General features: G+C 39.2%; 23 protein-coding genes. 4 read left to right on the top strand and 19 right to left on the bottom strand.

The annotated features are described in order from the left end of the window. Positions 1–22: 22 nt before the first annotated feature. The 12 genes from MHB42_RS06840 to prsW form a co-directional block, all read right to left on the bottom strand. Entirely contained in the window at positions 23–295 is a 273-nt protein-coding gene (locus tag MHB42_RS06840; RefSeq protein ID WP_004232618.1) for an HU family DNA-binding protein, read from the bottom strand. Between the two features lie 187 nt (positions 296–482). Continuing rightward, positions 483–1961, bottom strand: coding sequence for a stage IV sporulation protein A (gene spoIVA / locus MHB42_RS06835; RefSeq protein ID WP_340805200.1), 1479 nt, complete (start codon positions 1959–1961; stop codon positions 483–485). 92 nt (positions 1962–2053) lie between these two features. After that, a complete protein-coding gene (locus tag MHB42_RS06830; RefSeq protein WP_340805199.1) occupies positions 2054–2842 on the bottom strand; it encodes a hypothetical protein in 789 nt (262 codons plus the stop codon). A 23-nt stretch (positions 2843–2865) separates the two neighbouring features. Beyond that, on the bottom strand, positions 2866–3078 hold the full coding sequence (locus MHB42_RS06825; RefSeq protein ID WP_340805198.1) for a DUF2768 domain-containing protein: 213 nt from the start codon (positions 3076–3078) through the stop codon (positions 2866–2868). Positions 3079–3264: 186 nt separating this feature from the next. Beyond that, positions 3265–4281, bottom strand: a complete 1017-nt coding sequence (locus tag MHB42_RS06820) for an NAD(P)H-dependent glycerol-3-phosphate dehydrogenase (protein ID WP_340805197.1) — start codon at positions 4279–4281, stop codon at positions 3265–3267. Positions 4282–4386: 105 nt separating this feature from the next. Further along, positions 4387–5697: a ribosome biogenesis GTPase Der gene (gene der / locus MHB42_RS06815; RefSeq protein WP_340805196.1), complete on the bottom strand. Its 1311-nt coding sequence runs from the start codon at positions 5695–5697 to the stop codon at positions 4387–4389. 191 nt (positions 5698–5888) lie between these two features. After that, entirely contained in the window at positions 5889–7025 is a 1137-nt protein-coding gene (rpsA, locus tag MHB42_RS06810) for a 30S ribosomal protein S1 (RefSeq protein WP_340805195.1), read from the bottom strand. 102 nt (positions 7026–7127) lie between these two features. Continuing rightward, positions 7128–7802, bottom strand: a complete 675-nt coding sequence (gene cmk / locus MHB42_RS06805) for a (d)CMP kinase (RefSeq protein ID WP_340805194.1) — start codon at positions 7800–7802, stop codon at positions 7128–7130. 87 nt (positions 7803–7889) lie between these two features. Beyond that, a complete protein-coding gene (locus tag MHB42_RS06800) occupies positions 7890–8549 on the bottom strand; it encodes a flagellar brake protein (RefSeq protein ID WP_340805193.1) in 660 nt (219 codons plus the stop codon). A gap of 86 nt (positions 8550–8635) precedes the next feature. Continuing rightward, positions 8636–9919: a PepSY1/2 domain-containing protein gene (locus MHB42_RS06795; RefSeq protein ID WP_340805192.1), complete on the bottom strand. Its 1284-nt coding sequence runs from the start codon at positions 9917–9919 to the stop codon at positions 8636–8638. Positions 9920–9935: 16 nt separating this feature from the next. Next, on the bottom strand, positions 9936–10745 hold the full coding sequence (gene sleB, locus MHB42_RS06790) for a spore cortex-lytic enzyme (RefSeq protein ID WP_340805191.1): 810 nt from the start codon (positions 10743–10745) through the stop codon (positions 9936–9938). A 100-nt stretch (positions 10746–10845) separates the two neighbouring features. After that, the gene (gene prsW, locus MHB42_RS06785) at positions 10846–11520 is read right to left on the bottom strand and encodes a glutamic-type intramembrane protease PrsW (protein WP_340805190.1); all 675 of its coding nucleotides are present in this window, start codon (positions 11518–11520) and stop codon (positions 10846–10848) included. An 83-nt stretch (positions 11521–11603) separates the two neighbouring features. On the opposite strand from prsW, the gene MHB42_RS06780 reads away from it, so the two are divergent. Beyond that, entirely contained in the window at positions 11604–12572 is a 969-nt protein-coding gene (locus MHB42_RS06780; protein ID WP_340805189.1) for an asparaginase, read from the top strand. 101 nt (positions 12573–12673) lie between these two features. Here the strand turns inward: MHB42_RS06780 and MHB42_RS06775 are convergent, their stop codons facing one another. From MHB42_RS06775 to MHB42_RS06755, 5 genes are all read right to left on the bottom strand, one after another. Next, entirely contained in the window at positions 12674–13639 is a 966-nt protein-coding gene (locus tag MHB42_RS06775) for a YpdA family putative bacillithiol disulfide reductase (RefSeq protein ID WP_340805188.1), read from the bottom strand. Between the two features lie 107 nt (positions 13640–13746). After that, positions 13747–14502 carry a metallophosphoesterase gene (locus tag MHB42_RS06770; protein ID WP_340805187.1) on the bottom strand — a complete coding sequence of 252 codons (756 nt, stop codon included), beginning with the start codon at positions 14500–14502 and terminating at the stop codon, positions 13747–13749. A 137-nt stretch (positions 14503–14639) separates the two neighbouring features. Next, entirely contained in the window at positions 14640–15413 is a 774-nt protein-coding gene (locus tag MHB42_RS06765) for a LysM peptidoglycan-binding domain-containing protein (RefSeq protein ID WP_340805186.1), read from the bottom strand. An 84-nt stretch (positions 15414–15497) separates the two neighbouring features. After that, a complete protein-coding gene (locus tag MHB42_RS06760; RefSeq protein WP_340805185.1) occupies positions 15498–16940 on the bottom strand; it encodes a RecQ family ATP-dependent DNA helicase in 1443 nt (480 codons plus the stop codon). Beyond that, positions 16941–17969: a helix-turn-helix domain-containing protein gene (locus tag MHB42_RS06755; protein WP_340805184.1), complete on the bottom strand. Its 1029-nt coding sequence runs from the start codon at positions 17967–17969 to the stop codon at positions 16941–16943. A gap of 103 nt (positions 17970–18072) precedes the next feature. On the opposite strand from MHB42_RS06755, the gene MHB42_RS06750 reads away from it, so the two are divergent. The 3 genes from MHB42_RS06750 to MHB42_RS06740 all read left to right on the top strand — a co-directional run bounded on the left by MHB42_RS06750 (position 18073) and on the right by MHB42_RS06740 (position 19946). Continuing rightward, positions 18073–18321, top strand: a complete 249-nt coding sequence (locus MHB42_RS06750) for a ferredoxin (RefSeq protein ID WP_340805183.1) — start codon at positions 18073–18075, stop codon at positions 18319–18321. Between the two features lie 80 nt (positions 18322–18401). Continuing rightward, positions 18402–19034 carry a hypothetical protein gene (locus MHB42_RS06745; protein ID WP_340805182.1) on the top strand — a complete coding sequence of 211 codons (633 nt, stop codon included), beginning with the start codon at positions 18402–18404 and terminating at the stop codon, positions 19032–19034. Positions 19035–19163: 129 nt separating this feature from the next. Further along, positions 19164–19946 carry an enoyl-ACP reductase FabI gene (locus tag MHB42_RS06740; RefSeq protein ID WP_340805181.1) on the top strand — a complete coding sequence of 261 codons (783 nt, stop codon included), beginning with the start codon at positions 19164–19166 and terminating at the stop codon, positions 19944–19946. A 43-nt stretch (positions 19947–19989) separates the two neighbouring features. Here the strand turns inward: MHB42_RS06740 and MHB42_RS06735 are convergent, their stop codons facing one another. Together MHB42_RS06735 and MHB42_RS06730 are read right to left on the bottom strand one after the other, a co-directional pair. Then, positions 19990–20724, bottom strand: a complete 735-nt coding sequence (locus MHB42_RS06735; protein ID WP_340805180.1) for a sulfite exporter TauE/SafE family protein — start codon at positions 20722–20724, stop codon at positions 19990–19992. Positions 20725–20749: 25 nt separating this feature from the next. Next, positions 20750–21940 (bottom strand): MFS transporter, encoded by a 1191-nt coding sequence (locus MHB42_RS06730; RefSeq protein WP_340808546.1) that lies wholly within the window; start codon positions 21938–21940, stop codon positions 20750–20752. Positions 21941–21973: the final 33 nt, after the last annotated feature.

Raw genomic sequence — 21973 nt, 5'->3', positions numbered from 1 at the left:
CTATGTAACTACTCGACGTGTATTATTTTACCGCGTCTTTAAGCGCCTTACCTGGTTTGAAAGCAGGCACCTTGCTAGCAGCGATTTCGATTTCTTTACCAGTTTGTGGGTTACGACCTTTACGAGCCGCACGCTCACGTACTTCAAAGTTACCAAAACCAATTAATTGTACTTTGTCACCCTTTGCAAGAGCATCTTGAATTGTATCAAATACAGCTTCAACTGCTTTAGAAGCGTCTTTTTTAGAAAGACCTGCAGCTTCAGCAACAGAGTTTACTAATTCTGTTTTATTCACACCATTCACCTCCTCTCAAAGGGTCATGAACCAATTCTGTAAAAAGAGTAACACATAGGAAACCGCTACGCAACTGTATTCATACATGATTATAACCAAAAAACCAATTTTTCACCCAAAAAACAAAAATAACAGGACTTTTCGCATAAAAACGAAAAGCCCTGTACTCTTTTTTTGAGCGTTAGCCCTATAAAATAAATGTGACCAATCCACGATCACCTTCATTAACCATACGTTCAATTGTTTGACGCATACGTTTTTTCGCAGTAGGCGGGACTGCGTCCATTTTATAACGAATGCCCTCTTTTAGCACTTCATGTAATGGTGTGCCAAAAAGCTGTGTATTCCATAATGCATCACGATCATGTAAATAGGCATGATTTAAGTCTTTTAGCAGCTGCTGACTATGGAATTCAGAGCCGATTAATGGCGCAAACTCCGACTCCATATCTACACGAATAATATGATAGGACGGCGCTTTTGCCTTCATACGTACACCAAAGAAATTATTTTGCTTAATAAGCTCTGGTGCAGTTGGCTCAAACTCCTGCATCATCGGCAATGTGACACCATAGCCTGTTGTATCGGCATCATGAATCGCATTTTTAAAGCGTTTTTGTGCTTCCTTTGCCTCCGCTGCCTCTTTAATAAAGAGCAGCCAATCTTTTTTCGTTTCAATCGGCTCCTCCAGCCATTCATTACAAACCGATTTGTATAATTCTCCCTGTAAGGATACACGAATCACAGCCGTGCCCACCCCAGCATCCACATGTACTACCTCACTTTGATCGATAAAATCAATCGCCTTAAAGGCATCGGATGCTTGTTGAACATCTCGAATTTTCATGACAGAAGATAGCACTTCTTCCATTGAATCAATTAGCGCAACATTCAATGGATGTGTGGCATCTAATACATCTAGCCAATCGGGTTTTTCCACCTCAATTGTGCGAATCGGAAATTCAAATAATGCCTCTTGCAAAATATATTGAATATCAGACTCTCTCATTTGATCAATAGAAATAGCAATAACAGGGACATTATAACGCTCAAATAATTCATTGCGTAGCTGCACCGTTTCTTCCCTCGCCGGCATTTGACAATTCAGCAAGATGACAAATGGCTTGCCAATTTCTTTTAGCTGCTCCACAATTTCTTCTTCTGCCCTTTCAGCGGCACGGCGACTAATACCATTGACAGTGCCATCTGTTGTGACAACAATCCCAATATTGGCATGATCGCGAATCACCTTATCTGTACCAATTTTAGCTGCCTCCTGGAACGGAATAGGCTCTGTATGCCAAGGTGTATGCACAAATTTTGGCCCATTCTCATCCTCATAGCCCTTTGTGCCATCAATAATATAGCCAACACAATCTGCCAAGCGAATTTGAAATGGCATTTCATCTTCACCGACCACAATGCGAGTTGCTTGGGCAGGCACAAACTTCGGCTCAGCAGTCATAATGACTGGCCCTGGTGAACTTTGTGGCAACTCATCTTGTGCTCGCATTCTTTCCGTTTCATCCAAAATATTTGGTAATACAACCGATTCCATTACCTTTTTTACAAATGTTGATTTACCTACACGTACTGGACCGACAACACCAATATAAACATCGCCATTTGTGCGCTCTGCAATTTCTCTAAATACTGCTTCACTCAAGGTTTCTGCCTCCTTTATCTACGCTTTTTCACTATATGCGAGTTTGCCAGCAAATATGAAAAAGCCCCTTACAAAGGTAAGGAGCTCGTTGGTTATTTTTTCTTTGCTTCTGCTTCCGCCTCTGCTGCCTCTTGTTGTTGACGTTCTTTTGCCTTTTGCATATCTGCCTCATAGGTAGCCATATCATAAATCGGCTCTCCATTATCATCGACCGTATAAGGCACAGAATAGGCTGGCACTACAGGGTATTTTTCAACAAGGAGCTGGCGAATATCATCGCCTGGCTTTACGTCCGGCTTATCCTCTTGAAGAAGCTGCCCTAAATCTATCGCATAGTCTACATGCAGCTCACCATCACCTGTCATAAAGATAGGTAATTCGACGCCAGAGTAGGGGCTTTTCACTGTCACATCTGTTTTATAGCCTAAATCTTTGTAATTGATTTGAAAAACATTATCCGCTATTGCACCTTCTATCGGCAAGTATTGCTTAGAAAGCTTACGAATCCCTATTTCACGTATACGCTCTGCTGCATTTAAGTCTACTAGTTTTACTGTTGCCGCATTTTCAGGGTCCCAAATAATATATTGATAAATACCACCTTTTTCATAGGCATTTCCCGGAATCTGTGTTAAATACTTTGGCATTAGTTTTTCAAAATCGATTAAGTATTTAATATAGATATCTGTATCTACTTCACTGTTTTTAATTGGCACAAGCCCACCAGTTGCTTCGCGATATTCATCAACGGCACGCTGAACAGCCGCAAGTTGGTCAACATCAGGCGTTACCTTTGCTCGTTTCTCGTCTTCTGGATATGCACAGCCAACTAATAATATAGCCGTTATACATACGAGCAGAAAAGCACTTAATTTTTTCATGTTACTAAACACCTCATTATTTTTTATGCTGGCCATGTGGCAACTACTAGTACCATTAAAAATGTGCCAAGACCAAACAGTATGTATGCACATAAATTGACAATTGTTCGTAAAAATACATTCGAAATTTTATGTCGACCTAAATAAATCAACCCAACGGATATAATCATAAAGCCAATACAATAGAATGACACCCACATTACATCTAGTGCAGGCATATGAGCTAACGGACCCATTAATCAGATAACCACCTTTCCTTCAATGTCCAGACACAATCAACATCCATTATACTATGTGCCTTTGTGAAAAAGAAATAGTTGCCCTATAACTATCAAGAAATGGACAACCTTTTCAGGCGCATCCTCTATAAGCATAGAATAAGGCATCCTAGCAGCTTTGCTAGGACGCCTTACTATAACATATTAATGCTTCATATCATCTATTTCTCGTTTTTTCATGCGCATCATTAACGCATCAACAGCCACTTTCGGCTCTACATCATTAAAGAGAACGCTATACAGCTCTGTTGAAATAGGCATTGCTACTCCATACTTTTCTGCTAATTGATAGGCTGCCTTTGTGGTACGGACACCTTCTACAACCATTCCCATTTGCTCTAACACCTCTGGTAGCTTCATGCCTTGTCCAAGCATATTGCCTGCACGCCAATTTCGAGAGTGTACACTTGTACATGTTACAATTAAATCTCCCATGCCTGTAAGTCCCGAGAATGTAAATGGATTGCCGCCCATTTTTACGCCTAAGCGTGAAATTTCTGCAAGCCCTCGCGTAATCAGTGCCGCCTTTGCATTATCCCCATAGTTCAAGCCATCTGTAATCCCTGCTGCTAAAGCAATAACATTTTTCAAAGCGCCCCCGATTTCTACACCAATGACATCCTCATTTGTGTAGACACGGAAAAATTGATTCATAAATAAATCCTGTATCTTTTCAGCAGCATCTATATTGGCACAGGCTGCTGTTACCGTTGTTGGATGATGTAATACAACTTCCTCTGCATGGCTTGGCCCTGATAGTACAACAATGTCCTCAACATACTTAGCTGGCAGGCTTTCTGCTAAGATTTCAGAAATTCGCTTTAACGAATCAGGCTCAATCCCTTTTGATACATGAACAAATAATGCTTTTTGTGTTAATACAGCTGTTAATTTTTCACAAACCTCTCGAATCGCTTTTGTTGGCACAGCAACAACAATTGTTGTTGCATGTGAAGCCGCCTTTGCTATATCATTTGTCGCATGCAAATTTGTGGGCAATACTGTATTTGGTAAATATTTTTTATTTGTATGCAGGCTATTGATTTCCTCTGCCTGCTCAGCTCGATGTGTCCATACAAGTGTATCATGGCCATTTTCCGCTAGTACCATGGCAAGGGCTGTTCCCCATGAGCCAGCTCCTAGTACACAAACTTTTTCCATCCGAAAATCCTCCCTTATTGGGTTGTTGACAATTGCTCTTTTTTGTAAAAAGACGCCATCCAACAAAACTGTCAGATTGGCGTATTGTATGTGTATGCTGTTCCCTTATGCACGAGCACGTGTAATTAAACGAATCGGCGTTCCTTCAAAATCAAATGTTTCACGGATACGATTTTCTAGGAAGCGCTCATACGAGAAGTGCATTAGCTCAGGTTCATTGACAAAAACAACAAATGTTGGTGGCTTAATCGCAACCTGTGTAGCATAGTAAATACGTAAACGGCGACCTTTATCTGTTGGCGCAGGATTACGTGCTACAGAATCCTCAATGACTTCATTTAAAATAGAAGATTGAATACGCATTGCATGATTTTCACTTACACGTTGAATAATCGGTAAAATTTGGTGTACACGCTGTTTTGTATTTGCTGATACAAAAATAATTGGCGCATAATCTAAAAATAGGAAATGCTCACGAATTTGCTGTGTGAAGACATTCATTGTTTTTTCATCTTTTTCAACGGCATCCCATTTATTCACAACAATTACAACTGCTTTACCAGCCTCATGTGCATAGCCTGCAATTTTTTTATCCTGCTCTTGAATACCTTCCTCTGCATTGAGGACAACTAGCACAACATCTGAGCGTTCAATAGCGCGTAAAGCACGTAACACAGAATATTTCTCTGTTGTTTCATAGATTTTCCCTTTTTTACGCATCCCTGCTGTATCAATAATGACATATTCCTGCCCATCATATTCATACGGCGTATCAATCGCATCACGCGTTGTCCCAGCAATATTACTAACAATCACACGCTCTTGCCCTAAGAATGCATTCACTAAAGAGGATTTCCCAACATTCGGGCGACCAATTAAAGAAAACTTAATGACATCATCGCCATACTGCTCTTCATCTTCTTTTGGGAAATGCTTTGCACACTCGTCCAATAAATCTCCTAAGCCTAAGCCGTGCGAGCCAGAAATTGGCCAAGGCTCACCAAAGCCAAGCGCATAAAAATCATAAATCATTTCACGCATATCTGGATTATCAATTTTATTGACAGCTAGTACAACTGGCTTTTTCGTTTTGTATAAAATTTTCGCTACTTGCTCATCCGCTGCTGTTACCCCTTCACGACCATTTGTCATAAAAATAATAACATCCGCTTCGTCAATGGCAATTTCAGCTTGTTGACGAATTTGCTCTAAAAACGGCTCATCCCCAATTTCAATGCCACCTGTATCAATAATATTAAAATCATGTGTTAACCACTCTGCCGAACTATAAATACGATCACGTGTTACGCCTGGAATATCCTCCACAATCGAAACACGCTCTCCAACGATACGATTAAAAATCGTTGACTTACCTACGTTCGGACGACCTACGATGGCTACTACTGGTTTCGTCATCTGTACTTCATCCTTCCAACTTCTTGTCTTTCGCTATTATACACGAAAAACGCCATTATATCATAAGAATTCGCAACTTCCTTAAGAGCTTTCCATCTTTTGCACGATTCTATCCGTCAGTTTAAGCGTTCTATCCGTCTGTTACCCCAAAAAAGCGAGGACGCATGATTATGCATCCCCGCTACCATTGTTTATTTAAAGTTTTTTAATTGGTCACCAATGACATCGCCAAATGAGAAGCCTGTATTTTCTTCAGGTAGCTCATAGTCGACAACTTCTTCAGCTTCGGGATTTTCAAGTAATTCTTTAATGCTTAGCGCTAAACGGCCTTCCTCAGCATTAATATCAAGCACCTTTACTTGTACCTCTTGTCCCTCTTTTAATGCTTCATGCGGTGTATTAATATGCTTATGTGCAATTTGCGAAATATGCACTAAACCTTCTACCCCTGGGAATACTTCTACAAATGCACCGAATGATGTTAGACGCTTTACTTTGCCATCTAATACAGTACCTTTGGCAGCACGTTCTTCAATATTTGACCAAGGCCCAGGAAGCGTTTCTTTAATGGATAATGAAATACGCTCATTTTCCGGGTCTACAGAAAGCACCTTTACTTTTACTTCTTGTCCCTCTGATAAAACCTCGCTCACATCACTTACATGCTCATGTGATACTTGTGAAATATGCACAAGACCATCAATACCGCCAAGGTCAATAAACGCACCAAATGATGCTAAACGCTGTACTTTGCCATCCAACACATCGCCAGCTTGAATTTGATTAATAACTTGTTTCTTTTGAGAAGCCTTTTCTGCTTCCACTACAGCACGATGAGATAAGATCAGGCGATTTTTGTCTTTATCAAGCTCCACAATTTTGAAGCTTAATGATTTGCCTTTATAGTCTTCAAAGTCGTCAACAAAATAGTCTTCTACAAGTGATGCTGGTACAAAGCCACGCACACCTAAATCTACAACAAGACCGCCTTTAACGATATCCTTTACTTCCGCTTCGAAAACTTCCTCAGCCGCAAATTGTTGTTCAAGTGCATCCCATGCTTTTAATGCATCAACTTTACGTTTGGATAGTACATAATTTTCTTCTTCAACCTTTGTAATCATCAATTCTAATTCATCCCCAACAGAGATGACATCAGACGCTTTCTCAATGTGTAAGCTTGATAATTCACTAATCGGTACAATACCATCAAACGGTGCACCTGGAATGGACACAGATACTGCTTTTTCATCCACTTGCTCTGCAATACCTTTGACGATATCACCCTCGTTAAATGTTTGTTCTGCATAATTCATTTCTTCAGACATATGTAACCCTCCTTCGCATCTTCCCTTACTATTTTATTCGATATTGCAGACAAAGACAAAAATAAATCCTTTAAATTCAAAAAATGTCTGAAATTTTAGGTTTTATAGCATTCTTTCTTTGGCTAATTTTAAAATAGCTTGTGCTGCCTCATCAATGGATAATGCAGTTGTATCTAAAAAGATTGCATCCTCAGCTTGAATAAGTGGCGATGCTGCACGCTCACTATCCTTTTTATCCCGCAGGGCAATTTCCTCTTGAAGTTTATCGAGAGAGGAGTCAATGCCTCTTTTTTGATTATCAATCAGACGTCTTCTTGCACGTTCCTCTACCGTCGCAGACATAAAAATCTTTAACTCGGCATCTTTTAATACATGTGTAGCAATATCTCTGCCATCCATCACCACGCCACCATTTGCTGCAAGCTTTTGCTGTTGTGCCACTAACAATGCTCGCACCTTTGCATGAGCAGCTACTTGTGACACAGATGAAGTTACCTCATTTGAGCGTATTTGTGCTGACACATTTTGCCCATCTAAAAAAACAAGCTGCCCCTGTGGAGAGGGCTTTAATTCAATTGTGCTTGTTGCAAGCATATCAGCTAATTTTTCCTCATCATCTAAATGTATGCTTTGTTGTAGCGCTTTATACGTCACTGCTCGGTACATAGCTCCTGTATCAATATACGTAAAGCCAAGTGCCTCCGCAACAAGCTTGGCAATTGTGCTTTTACCAGCACCCGCAGGCCCGTCTATAGCAATTTGAATATTTTTTTTCATACTTTCTCTTCCCCGCTTTCTATCACCTCATATTGTACCATATAACCTCAAAAAAGCCCTCTGCCAAGAGAGGGCTTTCCAAAAAACTTATGAATGAAATGGGTCTAGCTCCTTGCGGCGATTTGTTAGCTGGCGCTCAAAGCAAAAACGTACAATATGTTGCTGATCGACATCATCTGTATCTGTTAGCTGAATTGTCGCCAAGCGCTTATGATCTTTTTCAAAAATACGCACCACTACTGCTGTTGTCATCACATACTTCACATCACCATTGGCAAATGGAAGTACAACAGTTAGATCGACCTCATCCCCCTCATTGAAAGCTACTTCGCCTTTCAAAATAAGTGCCAGCCCACCAGCACTAATATCTGCCGTTACAAGCTGATATTTATAATTTTTAAACTGAATGGCTACATCAACTGGTGTTTCAACACGGACATACTCACGCCGTTGAATTTTCACAAACTCATCTGGCTTTGGACAATGCAGCATAATCATTGGAATTGTGCCTGCCTTACGACCAATCACCTCTGTATTAAAAGCAAAAGCTTGATTATCCTCGGTACGAAAGGTCGCTCTAAACTCTGAGCCATCAATTAAAAATGCCGTTTTCTTTGTTGCCATATTAACTGGATAATCAATATAAAGAATATGTTCCTGTTGTTCAACCACTTTACAGCGGAATTTTTCTACTCGATCTGTATAAGTTGGTTCAAGCTGTAATTGTGTACCAATTTTTATTTCCATGAGCATCTCCCCGTACAAAAAATATGGTCTTATTATCTCATGCTATACTTATTTTGGCTATAAAAATTGGCAGTATTTGCTTGTTTTTACGTTAAATATTCTACTTTTAACACATCATGGTGTTCTGCATCCACAACAATTCTGAATGTTTCCTGTGTTGCACCATCACGTAATGCAATCACCTCATAGCAAAGCCGCTGTTCAAATTGCCCATTATCTGTATAAATATTTTTTACTTCCTGTACATGCACATCATCTTGGAAGAACGTTTTCCAGTCAATTGGCTGAGCTGTTTGCGGTTTAATGTTTTCTTCTTGAATATATTCCATCGCATTTGCTCCTAGTAGCTCACCTGTATCTTTCGCAACTTTTAATTGCACACCATCTGCATAGATAAGTGCTTGATCTTTTGGATTAACGCGCGCAAATGTCACATGCCATGCTTGATGATTTTCACGTGATTCTACATAAGCCACATCTTCCATGCCTAGCTTCTTCACATATGCTTGTGCTTTTTTCAAAATTTCCTCTTGTGATAGCTTCGCCTCATCTACAGGACGCTCTACCAAATACGACAATAAATGCCCACCCTTTTCTGTTAAATCAACATAGCCTAAGCGAATTCCTTGATGGAATTGGATATGGTAGAAAGGATATGGTGCTGTATCACTGCTCTTTGTCACTGTAAATGTAGCATCTTTTATCGTAGGGAATAAATATTTTACTTTTTCAACCGCTTCTTTTTCTGTAATCACTGTATCCTGCAATGCTTTTAACTCAATTTTTTTCTGATAATCTGATTCGCTTAATGTTAGCGGGAAATCTTTCTCGCCATAGCCCTTTAACGTATCTTTTACTGTATCGAAATTAGTATTTGGATTTTTCTGATCAACTTGCTTCACCCAAATATCCATTTTTCCATCATTTTTATAAAAATCAACGGTTGCTGCTGTCCATTCATCTGATAGCGATTGTAAATTCGTTGAAATTTGTGGCATTTTTTCACGCCAACCTGCATAATCACCTGTTTTTGCTGTGCGTTTTGCTTCATCGCCCAGTCGTCCTAAATAGTTTAACCATTCATTCGATAGCTCTTGCCCAATAGGAATATTGGCAATTGAAGAGCGAACCTCTGAGCTTAAACGCCAAACTGAATCAAGCTCACTATGAATTGCCTGTTCATCTTGGAACAGTAAAGATTGTGATACCGCACGCTGAAGATGGGACAGCTTTTCAGATGCATCTGTTAGCTTATCTGTATATTGTGCGAGTACGGTACGCTGTAAATTTTCTTTATCGCCATGTAAATCAATGCTGTACGCTCCTAACCCAATTACTGCAGCGGTTAGAATCACAAGCCATGTTTTCATCAATACTCCTCCTTTCTTATGAACAGAAAATATGCTCTCCTATTTGTTTAATTTGCGGACGTGACCAAATCCATTTGCTTGTTGCTGTTTTTGGGTTGAAATAATAAAGCGCATTTTCAGAAGGATCCCAGCCATTCATGGCATCAATCACTGCTTCTTTCGCTCGTTCATTTGGTTCCAGCCAAATTTGACCGTCCGCTACTGCTGTAAACGCTAAAGGTTGGAATATAATACCTGATATTGTATTCGGGAAATCAGGGCTTTCTAAACGATTTAAAATGACCGCTGCTACTGCTACTTGTCCCTCATACGGCTCTCCCCGAGCTTCTCCATATACAGCATTCGCCATTAATTGTAAATCACGCTCTGTATATTTTGGTGGAACTTGTGTCTGTGTGCCATTGTTATTGCTGCTACCACTACTATTACCGCCACCAGTGCCTTTTTTCACTTGCTGATCGAGAGGCTTTCCTCCATAATAGGTAAACTGATTCCCTGCTTGTAATTGTGCCTTCACCCATTTTTCATCGTAATCAGAATAGCCTGCTAACGCCTTCTTTGTTTTTGTACCAGCAATGCCATCTACAGGTAGGCCATATTTTTCTTGGAAATTACGCAAAGCCCAATATGTGTTATAGCCAAATTTGCCATCAATTTTACTCTTATAAAAACCTAAGTATTGTAGCCTTGCTTGCAATTCGATTACATCATCTCCGTAGGCACCACGCGTAATTTGCTGGTCACTAAAAGCTATTGCATCATTTTGAGGAATCGCAATTATACTAATTCCTACTATCAAAGCAAAAAGTATGCTGACTAAACGCACTTTTATCACTCCTTTTTTAGATAGCTTGAAGCAAAAGAAGCATTTTATACATGAAAATTCAAAACAAGAAAGCGTGGAAATCTTTGACGATTTCCACGCTTTAAATTTTTTTATGCATATGCAAATGTTGGACAAGGTGATGATGTGCAAGCTTTACCTTGCGCAAGCCAAACCACCATAAAAACACCATAAACGGAATCATTAAATAAACCCAGTGACCTTTGAATGATAATATTGTATTGTATAAAATGTGTAATACAATGGGTGCACATAGTGCCATTGCAATCATTTCTTTTGTTTTTACAAGCTTTGAAAATTTAGCACGTCCATAATAATAGCCCATTACTACACCGAATAATGCATGACTGGATACAGGTAATAAGGCACGCATAAATGCCGTATCCAAGCCAAATGATAGCAAGTAAAGAATATTTTCAACCGTAGCAAACCCAAGCGATACACTTGTACCATATAAAATACCATCGTAAGGGTCATCGAACTCCACATGGTTGTAGATAGCGATTAATAAAATAAACCATTTAAAAAATTCTTCAATGATACTAGCGAAAAGCACATCTTGAAGATACAGATATGGAAAAACCCCTTCCTCTGTTAATACATATTGTAAGAACATGATTGGGAACGTTAAAAATGCGCCGTATAAAAACGTTTGAAATAAAGTTTTTCTTGGCTCCGTAGCCATCTGATTGCGCAAATAGAAATAACTAAAAAGCGCTAGACCGGGAGCAATGGCAGCAGATAATAAAATGATCATGATGCCGGCTCCTTTCAACAATAGACTCCTATTATTATACCATGTTATGACAAAAAAACTTTTTAAAAGGGGATTTTATTTTTATGAAAAAGACAATTTTATTAATTCATACAGGTGGCACCATTTCCATGGCAATGAGTGAGGAAGGAGCTGTTATGCCAAATAAGGAAAATCCACTAATAAGGGAAAGCAATAAGCTCAATACATTAGCAAAAATTATTGAAATCGAGGCTTTTAACCTTCCTTCCCCGCATATTACACCAACAGAAATGCTGCAATTACGCAATCTTATTTTAGAACAAGCGGCAGCACAACCGATTGATGGTGTGGTTATTACACATGGCACAGACACATTGGAAGAAACGGCTTATTTCTTAGAGCTAACAACCAATTTAGCCATTCCTATTGTGTTAACGGGTGCGATGCGCTCCTCCAATGAACTTGGTGCTGATGGCATTTATAATCTAGTTGAGGCTGTTCGGGTAGCAGTTGATGAAGAAGCACATAACAAAGGCGTGCTTGTCGTTATGAATGATGAGGTACATCTTGCTGTCAACACAACAAAAACAAGCACAAGTTCTGTGAATACCTTTCAATCTCCACAATACGGGCCGATTGGATTGATTACAAAGTCGCGTATCTTATTCCATCATGCCCCTATTCGTCGACAATATGTAGATGTGCATAATTTAACAAAGCGTGTGGCACTGTTAAAAGCTTATGCTGGCATGGAGGAAGACCTATTAGATATTGTCCTTGCGTGCAAATATGATGGTGTTGTACTTGAAGGACTTGGACAAGGTAATGTTCCTCCATCTGTTGTTAAAGGCATTGAAAGCCTGATAGAGCGAGGCATCCCCGTGATACTTGTATCCCGCTGCTTTAATGGTATTGCAGAAGGTGTTTATGGCTATGTTGGCGGCGGCAAAATGCTGGAAGACTTAGGCGCAATTTTTGCTACAGGTATTAATGGACAAAAGGCACGGCTAAAATTATTAATTGGTCTTAATACAACAGGCACACCACTTAATTTAAGAGATTTTTTCCTGTAAGCCTATCATTACACTCCCAGCGTCAGGTATCTTTTTCCTGTCTGAACCAAGATAAAAAAGGCTGTATAGGCTTGATTTTATGCCTATACAGCCTCAATGCATTATTTTCTTCTTTGAACAATTGCTTGGGCAATGCATTCCCCATGGAAGCGTCCATTTTCAATAAATATTTCATTGGCATTATTTCCTGCTGCAATAACACCTGCAATAAACAAGCCTTCCACATTTGTTTCCATTGTTTCAGGTGTAAAATATGGACGTCCTGTTTCCTCATCAATCGTTACACCCATTGCTCGAATAAAGGCATGGTCTGGATGATAGCCTGTCATCGCAAACACAAAATCATTTTTGATGACCCTTTCCTTACCATCTATTGCTAAAACAACCTCATGCTCTCGTATTTCTACTACATGGCTATTAAAATGCATAGCAACTTCGCCTGTTTTAACTACCCCTTCAAATTCAGGTAATACCCATGGCTTAATGCTTGACGAATATTCACTGCCTCGATAGACAACTGTGACACGCGCACCCGCTTTATTTAACTCTAACGCTGCATCCACCGCTGAATTTTTACCACCAATCACCAGCACATCTGTATCGAAAAATTCATGCCCCTCTTTAAAATAATGAAAAACCTTTGGTAAATGCTCACCCTGAATATTTAAGTAATTTGGATGATCATAGTAGCCTGTTGCAATGACTACATATGGCGTTTCATAGCAATCTTTATCTGTTGTTACTGTAAACATATTCTGCTGTTTTACAACGCTTTGAACTTTTTCGAAGCGGTTGACTTGAATATTTTTAATACGCACAACTTCACGATAGTAAACAAGTGCTTGATTGCGCTTTGGCTTACGTCCCTCAATAATAAAAGGCACATCGCCAATCGCTAAGCGTTCACTCGTACTAAAAAATGTTTGATGTGTAGGGTAATGATAAATGGCATTCACAATATTTCCCTTTTCAATCACAATCGGTTGTAATCCAATATTTTGCAAAGCTATTGCTGCTGCTAAGCCACAGGGACCGCCTCCAACAATAATTGCATCTGCTTGCTGCATTTCCTGACACTCCAATCAACTTTAGATTAGCTATAGTTGCCAATCCTTGCTCTCATCTAATAATCAAATACTTCTTTATTATACGCCTTTTAGTACATTCTGACTGTTTATTTACTCAAAATATCAATATCAATCACATGACATTGCGGCTTTGCTCCAAGACGTAAAGGCAATAATGTTGTCCCATAGCCGTTACTTACTAAGGTCATCACACCATCACGCTCTCGGTATGAACCGTTCGGATGCACGCCATAAGGACCAAAGCGAATCTGCCCACCATGTAAATGTCCCCCCATCATTAAATCGGCACGAAACTTTGCTCGAACCTTTGCAAAAACACCGGGATTATGGGCAATAAAAACAACTAAATCATGTTCTCCCACCTTGTCAAAAGCTTTGTCGAAGCTATGCTCCTTAATCGTGGTATCTTCAATAGCACTAAGCCAAAAACGGTTTTTTGTTGGTAATTGCACAGCATCATTGACAATAATTTGAACATGATGTGTTTGGAAAATATCCTTTAACCGCTCCTCCCCCACTTCTCGATCATTATTTCCCCAAACAAAATAGGTTGGTCCTATAGAGGTTAACAGCGTTAAATTTTCATGGATACGTGAAATAGGTGTACGACGATCTGCAAAATCACCACCAATAATAACCGCATCAAACTGCCCCTCTAACTGTGTAATCATTTTTTTATTAACTTTCCGTAAATGTGTATCTGAAATAAAAAACAATCGCACCTTTTCCTGCTCACCCTGTAATGTAAGCCTGTGATATAAAACATTGTTTTCATGTGCTACCTTCCACATATACAGTAGAAAGCCAATGACTACTAAAGCTAATAGCCCTAAATATAGCATTCTCTCGTCTCTCCTTACGAAAGCAAAAAGACGATTCGTTTCTTGAAGAAGAATCGCCTTTTGCCCAATCAGACATACGTTTGTTTTGGTATAAACGTTTATCTGTCATTTTATACTTACTATAAAGTAATAGCTTATTAAGGTAGCTTAATCACTTGCCCAACGACAACCGTATTAGAAGACATACCATTTGCTGCACGGATTTTCGCTAATGTAGCCTCACTGCCATCACCGTAATGATTTAAGGCAATGCGGTATAAGTTTTCATTTGGCTTAACAGTATGTGTGCTTGCTTGAGCGGCTTGCCTTGCTGCTTCCGCTTTTCTCGCTTCTTCAGCTTGTCTTGCAGCCTCAGCTTTTCGTGCCTCTTCTGCTCTTCTTGCTTCCTCAGCCTTTCGTGCCTCTTCTGCTTTTCTTGCTTCTTCAGCCTTTCTTGCTTCCTCAGCTTTCCGTGCCTCTTCCGCTTTTTTGGCTTCTTCAGCCTTTTTCGCTGCTTCCGCCTGTTTTGCCGCTTCAGCAGCCTTTTGTTCAGCCGCTAATTTTTCAGCATCTTTTTCAGATTGCTCCTGCGCTTTTTTATCATCTTTATCCTTATCAGATGCCGACGCCTCTGAAGGGTCTAATTCCACAACCTGTTCAGTTGAATTTGACTCTTTCTCAGCCTGCTCAATTGTTTTTCCTGGCTCATAAAACTTCCAAAAATAGATTAATATTGTTAATGGAATTAGAATAAAGATAACAAACAAAATGGTCATTAGTGGTGTTTTACGTTTAGAGCTTTTCGGTTTTTTGTTTTTATTACCATTTTTATTCATTCTAGAAACTCTTGATAATGTTTGTTGTTCCTTTTGCTCATCTTCAAATGACTGACGATGCTCTTCTATTTTATCACGATAATCTTCTTTACTCATTCGCCTTCCCCCAACCTTACTACGCTTTCTATGATTCTATTATGACGAATTTTACGAAAAAAGTAAATGACTCTCTGTTTGTAACTACATTCCCATTAAAAGCTGCTGTAGTCGACTTTCCCAAGCAATCATATCGATTTTCGCATCTTCCTGTAAGCGTACTTTTTTGATTTTATCATAATAGATGCCACAATTTTCACAACAGTTTTTTGGCTTTTTCTGCAATTTTTGCCCAAAGTACCCGACAAGATAGTCACGCATACAGTCTTTTGTCTGAATAAGCTTATACATATCATCTACTGCATGGTATTTTTCTAGGGCTAAATGATTGAATCGAACCTTTACTTGCTCTGTAGACTCCTGCTGAACCCAATAGTTCAATACACGAAAGGCTGTTTCACTTAATTCGCCATTTTTTAACATATGCACTGGCTGTATTTGCTGGGCAAGCAACTCCTGATAACGATCAACATGATGAGCAGTGGGTAAATCGCCTGTTACCACAAATTTAGCCAGCTCCTCATCACCCTCACAATATAGCAAGATAGCAAGTGCAGACTGACCATCACGTCCAGCACGTCCAATCTCCTGCATATAATTCGCAATATTTGCAGGCATTGATTCATGAATCACTTGACGTATATTTGGCTTATTAATCCCCATTCCAAAGGCATTTGTTGCAACAATCCAATCTAACTCACCATCTATAAATTGCTGCTGAATAAACTGGCGATCCTCTGCTCCATAGCCTGCATGATATGCTGCTGTACGGATGCCTGCCTGTAAAAATGCTTCACAATATTGCTGTGCACGCTTGCGAGAGGGTACATATAAAATACCCGGTCCTGCCGTTTCCTTTACATGCTGCATAAGCCACTGTGCTTTCTCTGCCTTATCCTCCAGCAAGACCCGACCTAAATGAATATTTGGGCGGTCTACATTATACATAAATTCAAACGATGTCCTTAATGATAGTGTTTCACGAATATCCTGCACAACTTTACTGGTGGCAGTTGCCGATAATGCTAAAATGGGTGAGCGATTTTCCTTGGCAAACCATTCACCAATCCTTAAATAATCAGGTCGAAAATCAAAGCCCCATTGCGAAATACAATGTGCCTCATCTACTACGATTAACCCTAGCTCTATCTGTGCCAGCTTTTCTTGCACCTGCTGCTGTAGTAGCATTTCAGGTGATGTAAAGATAAAACGGTATTGCTCTAAAAAATGAAGTGCGTAACGCTTTTCTGTCGGCGCTAAAAAAGAATTTAAAGCGACTACTCTCTTTTCCCCAAAACGCTTTAGCTCCTCCACTTGATCCTGCATCAATGACAGCAATGGCGACACAATTAGGATAGGCTTTTGCAACGCATATGCTGGAAGCTGATAGCATAGTGACTTGCCCATTCCTGTTGGTAGTAACGCAATCACATCATTTCCTTGTAAAATCGCTTCAATGACTTCCTTTTGCCCTGGACGAAAGGAGGAGTAACCAAAATGTTTGTGTAATAATTGTTCAAGCTCCATTTATGCTTCTCCTTTCGCAAGAACAAGCTTTAATTGAAAATAGCTAATATCCTGTAGCGCTTCATGTAATATTTTTAATTTTTTTGTTTGATAGTGCTCGGCTGCCTGCCAAACTTTTTCAGCCTCCTCAAATGAAACGAATGGACCAATCGAAAAGTTCGGCTCATACATTGCTATTTCGACAAAATGATCCTCTATTGTGCTACGTTTTAACTGACGAATTTGCGCAATTTGTTCAATAGAGTAGCCTTGCTCATATAATTGGGCGGTTTGCTGCGCTGAATCCGTTAATAATATTTTAACTTTTAGCCCCTCCGCTATTTGCCCAAGCAATGGGTAAGTCTGTTGCTGCTGTACTTCATTTAATAATATATGCAATAGCTCAATAAAGGCTAACTGACTATCTAAAACTGTTTCCTTGCGCTCATGTGCAAGCTGCTGCCATGTCCAGCCTGGTAAACGATAGCCGCTTAATCGATAGAGCACAAGCTGTTTATTGGCATCTGTGACAGGAAGTTTATGAAATGCCTGTGTGCATTCTTCTAGTAGCTGCTGCTGTAAATGCCCTTCCTGATAATGATGCTGCTGCAAAAATGACCGCACCCATGCCTGAATCGACGGCTCTCGACTAATTGGCGTAAAAGAACGTACAGCTGCCGTTTTATGTGACAAGCTTTGCACAATTAAAGAAAGACGTGCAAAAAACACATGCTCATTTCCTCGGTAGTGCCAACCATCAAAGAAAAAGCTTGGCGTTTGTGTAGCACGTTGCAGACCTAGCTTTTCCATGTAAAAGTGACCAGATTCCTGCACTTTTAACCAACTATATTGCATAAATAACGAAACTGCCTCATCAAATGTTGCACGAGGTAATTTTGGCAGTAAACCAAAATATTGATGCAGTTGAAACAAGCCAATATCTTGAACCGTCTGGCCTGAGCGCTTCCCTCTTAAAACATGATAAGCCGCCGAAATCGTTCGTTCCTTATTGAGTTTTTGAAAGATTTGCAATAAAATTTGATGAAACATTGACGCAAATTCCTCCAATTTAATAGTATTTAAGTTGAAATGTAAGATAAACATCTTTAAAATGAGTATGAAGCTTTGTAGGAACATAAAAGGAGAGAAAATAATGGCTAAATACACAATAGTTGATAAAGATACATGCATCGCTTGTGGCGCATGTGGAGCCGCAGCACCTGATATTTATGATTATGATGATGAAGGTATTGCCTTCGTTATTTTAGATGATAACATGGGAACTGCTGAAGTTCCAGAAGATCTATTAGAAGATATGCAAGATGCATTTGAAGGTTGTCCAACTGACTCTATCAAAGTAGCAGATGAATCTTTTGATGGGGATGCACTCAAATACGAATAATCGTCTGAATCCCTTTGAAGGCATCCTTAACTGGGTGCCTTCTTTCATCTATTCTTGTCTTTTGCATTCAACATAATCCTATGGCTCATTATTATACATACCAATCTATTGGAGGAATGATGATGTTTCAGCAGTTACAAGTCGAACATAGTTTATTTCATATTGATGAAAACCATATGGATCAATTTAAACATCTTGCTGCAAAATGGCAAACGATTCTCCCAAATATTCATGCAAAGTGCCTAAATGAGCTAGATTCATGGGCTGCTGTTTTAAATAACTGGTTTTTCTTAAAATCTCAGCATCATCACAATCTTGTGCTGAACCCTATAAAAACCTTTGATTATTCTATTAATACATTTTTAATTGATGAGCTTCAAAGAATTCAAATAATTCGAAAAATAAACAAAAATGATAATGATGATTTATATTATTTCATTGCCTTTCAACTAGGCAATGCGATTGACCTATGGATTTATAATACCATTCAAAAAAGCGCTGAGGCTGATGTACTACGACAAGCACGGCGATCCTATTTTCTTGCTTATTTACATGATCGGTGTCAAGTCTATAATGCCTCCTTTTATCACAACCAAACAAGAATGCTTAAAATACTTGCACAAACAATTCGAACACAAAATTGTTTTAGAGTGGCTGTACATAGCGCCGTCAATCAAGCGCTTGATATGTATGAGCAGTATTTTAAAGAATAACCAGACTTATTTTTTGCAAGTTTAGTAGCTATACTTTTCATGTTATTATTGCAACGATATTTTAGGTATGATAAGATTTTAGTAGTTGGTACTAATAACAGATATTATCTCATAAAGGAGTTCTTTATAATGATGGATAATTTATTACAATTAAAAGATAAGAATATCGTAGTAATGGGTGTCGCAAATGACCGTAGTATTGCTTGGGGCATTGCAAAACGCCTATTTGATGTTGGGGCAAATGTAATTTTCACCTATCGTCAAGAACGTTCATTAAAAAAATTACAAAAGCAATTAGATGCAATTGGACAAGCTGATTCTCTTGTTGTGCAATGTGATGTAAACAGCGATGATAGCACAAAGGCTGCTTTTGATGAAATCGGAGCAAAGGTTGGGGTTATTCATGGTATCGTGCACTCTGTCGCTTTTGCACATGCCGAAGATTTACACAATCGCTTCCTTGAAACAACACGTGAAGGTTATGCCTTTGCACAAGATACAAGTGCCTATTCATTAATTTCAACAGCAAAGGCTGCACATCCTTATATGACAGAGGGTGGCTCTATTGTTACAATGAGCTACCTAGGGGCAGAGCGCGTGCTTGATGGCTACAATGTCATGGGTGTGGCAAAGGCTGCATTAGAAGCTTCAATGCGCTATCTTGCTGCTGATATTGGTCAGGATAATATTCGCGTCAATGCTATCTCAGCTGGTGCTATTCGTACACTTGCTGCAAAAGGTGTCCCTTCCTTTAACACAATTTTACACAAAATTGAGGAAACAGCTCCATTAAAGCGTAATGTTCAGCAAGACGAAGTTGCAGATATGACGATTGTTATGCTTTCTCACCTCTCTCGTGGCGTGACAGGCGAAACGATTTATATCGATGCTGGCTATAATATTATGGGGTAACAACAAAGAAGTATGGAAGATCAGTAATTCTTCCATACTTCTTTTAGGTTTTCAGCGTTGTCCATATACTTTGTATCAATAGCATCATGCCTGCAGCAAATAATAATAGATACACCAATTTTAAAAATAGCTTTTGATTGAGCCTTTTAAATAATAATTGCCCTAGAATAAGACCGATAAAAACGATGGGCAAGGCATACATACTATAAAGCCACACCATTTTACTTGTACCTTCAATTGTTAATTGCGATAGTAAGCTAATCAAATAAATAAAAATATAGTAGGCTAGTGAAGTTGCTCTAATTGTTTCTTTGTTTTTATGAGTGCTCGCAAAATATAGTAAGAGAGGCGGTCCAGCCATGCCGATGCTTGTTGTGAATATTCCTGATATAAAGCCAACACCATAATCCCTACCGCTTGTTTGCTGAATCGAAAGGTTTTTAATTAAGAGCATTGTTAGCCCTATTAGCAGGACTGCTATAATCAGTTTGAATGTTGTTACATCAACTATGGCAAACAATATACTACCAAAAGGAGCCCCTATAACACTGCCTATTATCACCTTTCTTAGCAACACAACGTCAATATCCTTGCGAACCTTCCAAATCAATGAAAATGAAATAACAAGCGATAGCAATATATTGATTTGCATCGCCTCTTGTGGTGAAAACAGCAATAATAAAAACGGAGTGGCCATAATCGAAAAACCAAACCCTGTACTTGTTTGTAAAATAGCCGCTGTTAGAATAATAAAAAAGTAAAAAAGTAATTCTGGCAAATCGTCACCTCACATAATCAAATTTCTATGAAGCGGCAGCAATAACACGCTTTAATAACAATGACAGCACACAAGCTATGAGTAAAAATACCGCAATCATTGCTAGCACGCCCTCCCAGCCATACTTCATCCAAAATATGCCCCCTACTGTTCCACCAACACTTGAACCCGCATAATAGAAAAATAAATAGAGAGAGGAGGCTTGTGCTTTATCATGTAATGCTCGTCTACTTACCCAGCCACTTGCAATGGAATGCGCTGCAAAAAAGCCAAACGTAAAAACAGTAATACCAATAATCTTTACACTCAGTAGCCCATGAAGCGTCACAGCCGCTCCTGTAAACATAATGGCAATCGCTAGTAGCAGCATGCGCTGACGACCATGGCGATCCGCTAAACTACCAAACCAAGCAGAACTAAATGTACCTACTAAGTAAATAACAAATATCCAACCAACAAGCGCAGCACTTAAATTATAGGGAGAAGCCATTAATTTAAAGCCAATATAGTTATATAGTGTAACAAAACTGCCCATCAACACAAAACCAATACTATAAAGACATAACATAGAACGATCTTTTAAATGTTGCCAAAGCGTTACTGCTAATGCTTTCAATTGCAATGGCCGAGCGCTAAAATGCTGAGAATTCGGCAGCATCCAAGCAAATAACACACTAATAACAAGACTAATAATCCCTAACACCAGCATCCCTATATGCCAATTATAAAAATCGGTTAATGTGCCAATAATAACTCGTCCACTAAGCCCACCAACAGAGTTGCCACTAATATATAAGCCCATTGCAACCCCTAAGCTTGCTGGGTCTATTTCCTCGCCTAAATATGCCATCGCAATCGCTGGCAATCCCGCAAAAACAACGCCCTGTAATACACGCAGTAGTAAAATTGTTTCGAAATTAGGCGCAAAGGCAAGTGCAAGCGTCAAAATCGAGGCAGCAAAAATGGAGATAGTCATTAATGATTTTCGCCCCCATGCCTCAGACAATGAACTAACAATAATTAAACTAACTGCCAAGGCAAAGGTCGTCACCGACAGCGATAAACTAGCAATCGCTGGTGATACTTGAAATTCTTCTGCAAATGTAGGGAGCAATGGCTGGGTAATATATAAATTAGCAAATGTAATAAAACCTGCTAAAAATAAGGCCCAATTCGCTTTATGAAATGCTTTCGTTCCTTTTTGTATAAATGCCATCATACCCTCTCCTTTACTTCTTCAACATATAAT

It is taken from the genome of Lysinibacillus sp. FSL K6-0232, assembly GCF_038008325.1.
Lineage (GTDB): Bacteria > Bacillota > Bacilli > Bacillales_A > Planococcaceae > Lysinibacillus.
This window is presented reverse-complemented; position numbering and strand designations above follow the sequence as displayed.

Excerpts from the sequence above, each read along its gene's own strand:
- MHB42_RS06830 (WP_340805199.1), bottom strand. The coding sequence starts at position 2,842 with ATGAAAAAATTAAGTGCTTTTCTGCTCGTATGTATAACGGCTATATTA.
- MHB42_RS06825 (WP_340805198.1), bottom strand. The coding sequence starts at position 3,078 with ATGGGTCCGTTAGCTCATATGCCTGCACTAGATGTAATGTGGGTGTCA.
- MHB42_RS06820 (WP_340805197.1), bottom strand. The coding sequence starts at position 4,281 with ATGGAAAAAGTTTGTGTACTAGGAGCTGGCTCATGGGGAACAGCCCTT.
- der (WP_340805196.1), bottom strand. The coding sequence starts at position 5,697 with ATGACGAAACCAGTAGTAGCCATCGTAGGTCGTCCGAACGTAGGTAAG.
- rpsA (WP_340805195.1), bottom strand. The coding sequence starts at position 7,025 with ATGTCTGAAGAAATGAATTATGCAGAACAAACATTTAACGAGGGTGAT.
- cmk (WP_340805194.1), bottom strand. The coding sequence starts at position 7,802 with ATGAAAAAAAATATTCAAATTGCTATAGACGGGCCTGCGGGTGCTGGT.
- MHB42_RS06800 (WP_340805193.1), bottom strand. The coding sequence starts at position 8,549 with ATGGAAATAAAAATTGGTACACAATTACAGCTTGAACCAACTTATACA.
- MHB42_RS06795 (WP_340805192.1), bottom strand. The coding sequence starts at position 9,919 with ATGAAAACATGGCTTGTGATTCTAACCGCTGCAGTAATTGGGTTAGGA.
- prsW (WP_340805190.1), bottom strand. The coding sequence starts at position 11,520 with ATGATCATTTTATTATCTGCTGCCATTGCTCCCGGTCTAGCGCTTTTT.
- MHB42_RS06780 (WP_340805189.1), top strand. The coding sequence starts at position 11,604 with ATGAAAAAGACAATTTTATTAATTCATACAGGTGGCACCATTTCCATG.
- MHB42_RS06775 (WP_340805188.1), bottom strand. The coding sequence starts at position 13,639 with ATGCAGCAAGCAGATGCAATTATTGTTGGAGGCGGTCCCTGTGGCTTA.
- MHB42_RS06770 (WP_340805187.1), bottom strand. The coding sequence starts at position 14,502 with ATGCTATATTTAGGGCTATTAGCTTTAGTAGTCATTGGCTTTCTACTG.
- MHB42_RS06765 (WP_340805186.1), bottom strand. The coding sequence starts at position 15,413 with ATGAGTAAAGAAGATTATCGTGATAAAATAGAAGAGCATCGTCAGTCA.
- MHB42_RS06760 (WP_340805185.1), bottom strand. The coding sequence starts at position 16,940 with ATGGAGCTTGAACAATTATTACACAAACATTTTGGTTACTCCTCCTTT.
- MHB42_RS06755 (WP_340805184.1), bottom strand. The coding sequence starts at position 17,969 with ATGTTTCATCAAATTTTATTGCAAATCTTTCAAAAACTCAATAAGGAA.
- MHB42_RS06750 (WP_340805183.1), top strand. The coding sequence starts at position 18,073 with ATGGCTAAATACACAATAGTTGATAAAGATACATGCATCGCTTGTGGC.
- MHB42_RS06745 (WP_340805182.1), top strand. The coding sequence starts at position 18,402 with ATGGCTCATTATTATACATACCAATCTATTGGAGGAATGATGATGTTT.
- MHB42_RS06740 (WP_340805181.1), top strand. The coding sequence starts at position 19,164 with ATGATGGATAATTTATTACAATTAAAAGATAAGAATATCGTAGTAATG.
- MHB42_RS06730 (WP_340808546.1), bottom strand. The coding sequence starts at position 21,940 with ATGGCATTTATACAAAAAGGAACGAAAGCATTTCATAAAGCGAATTGG.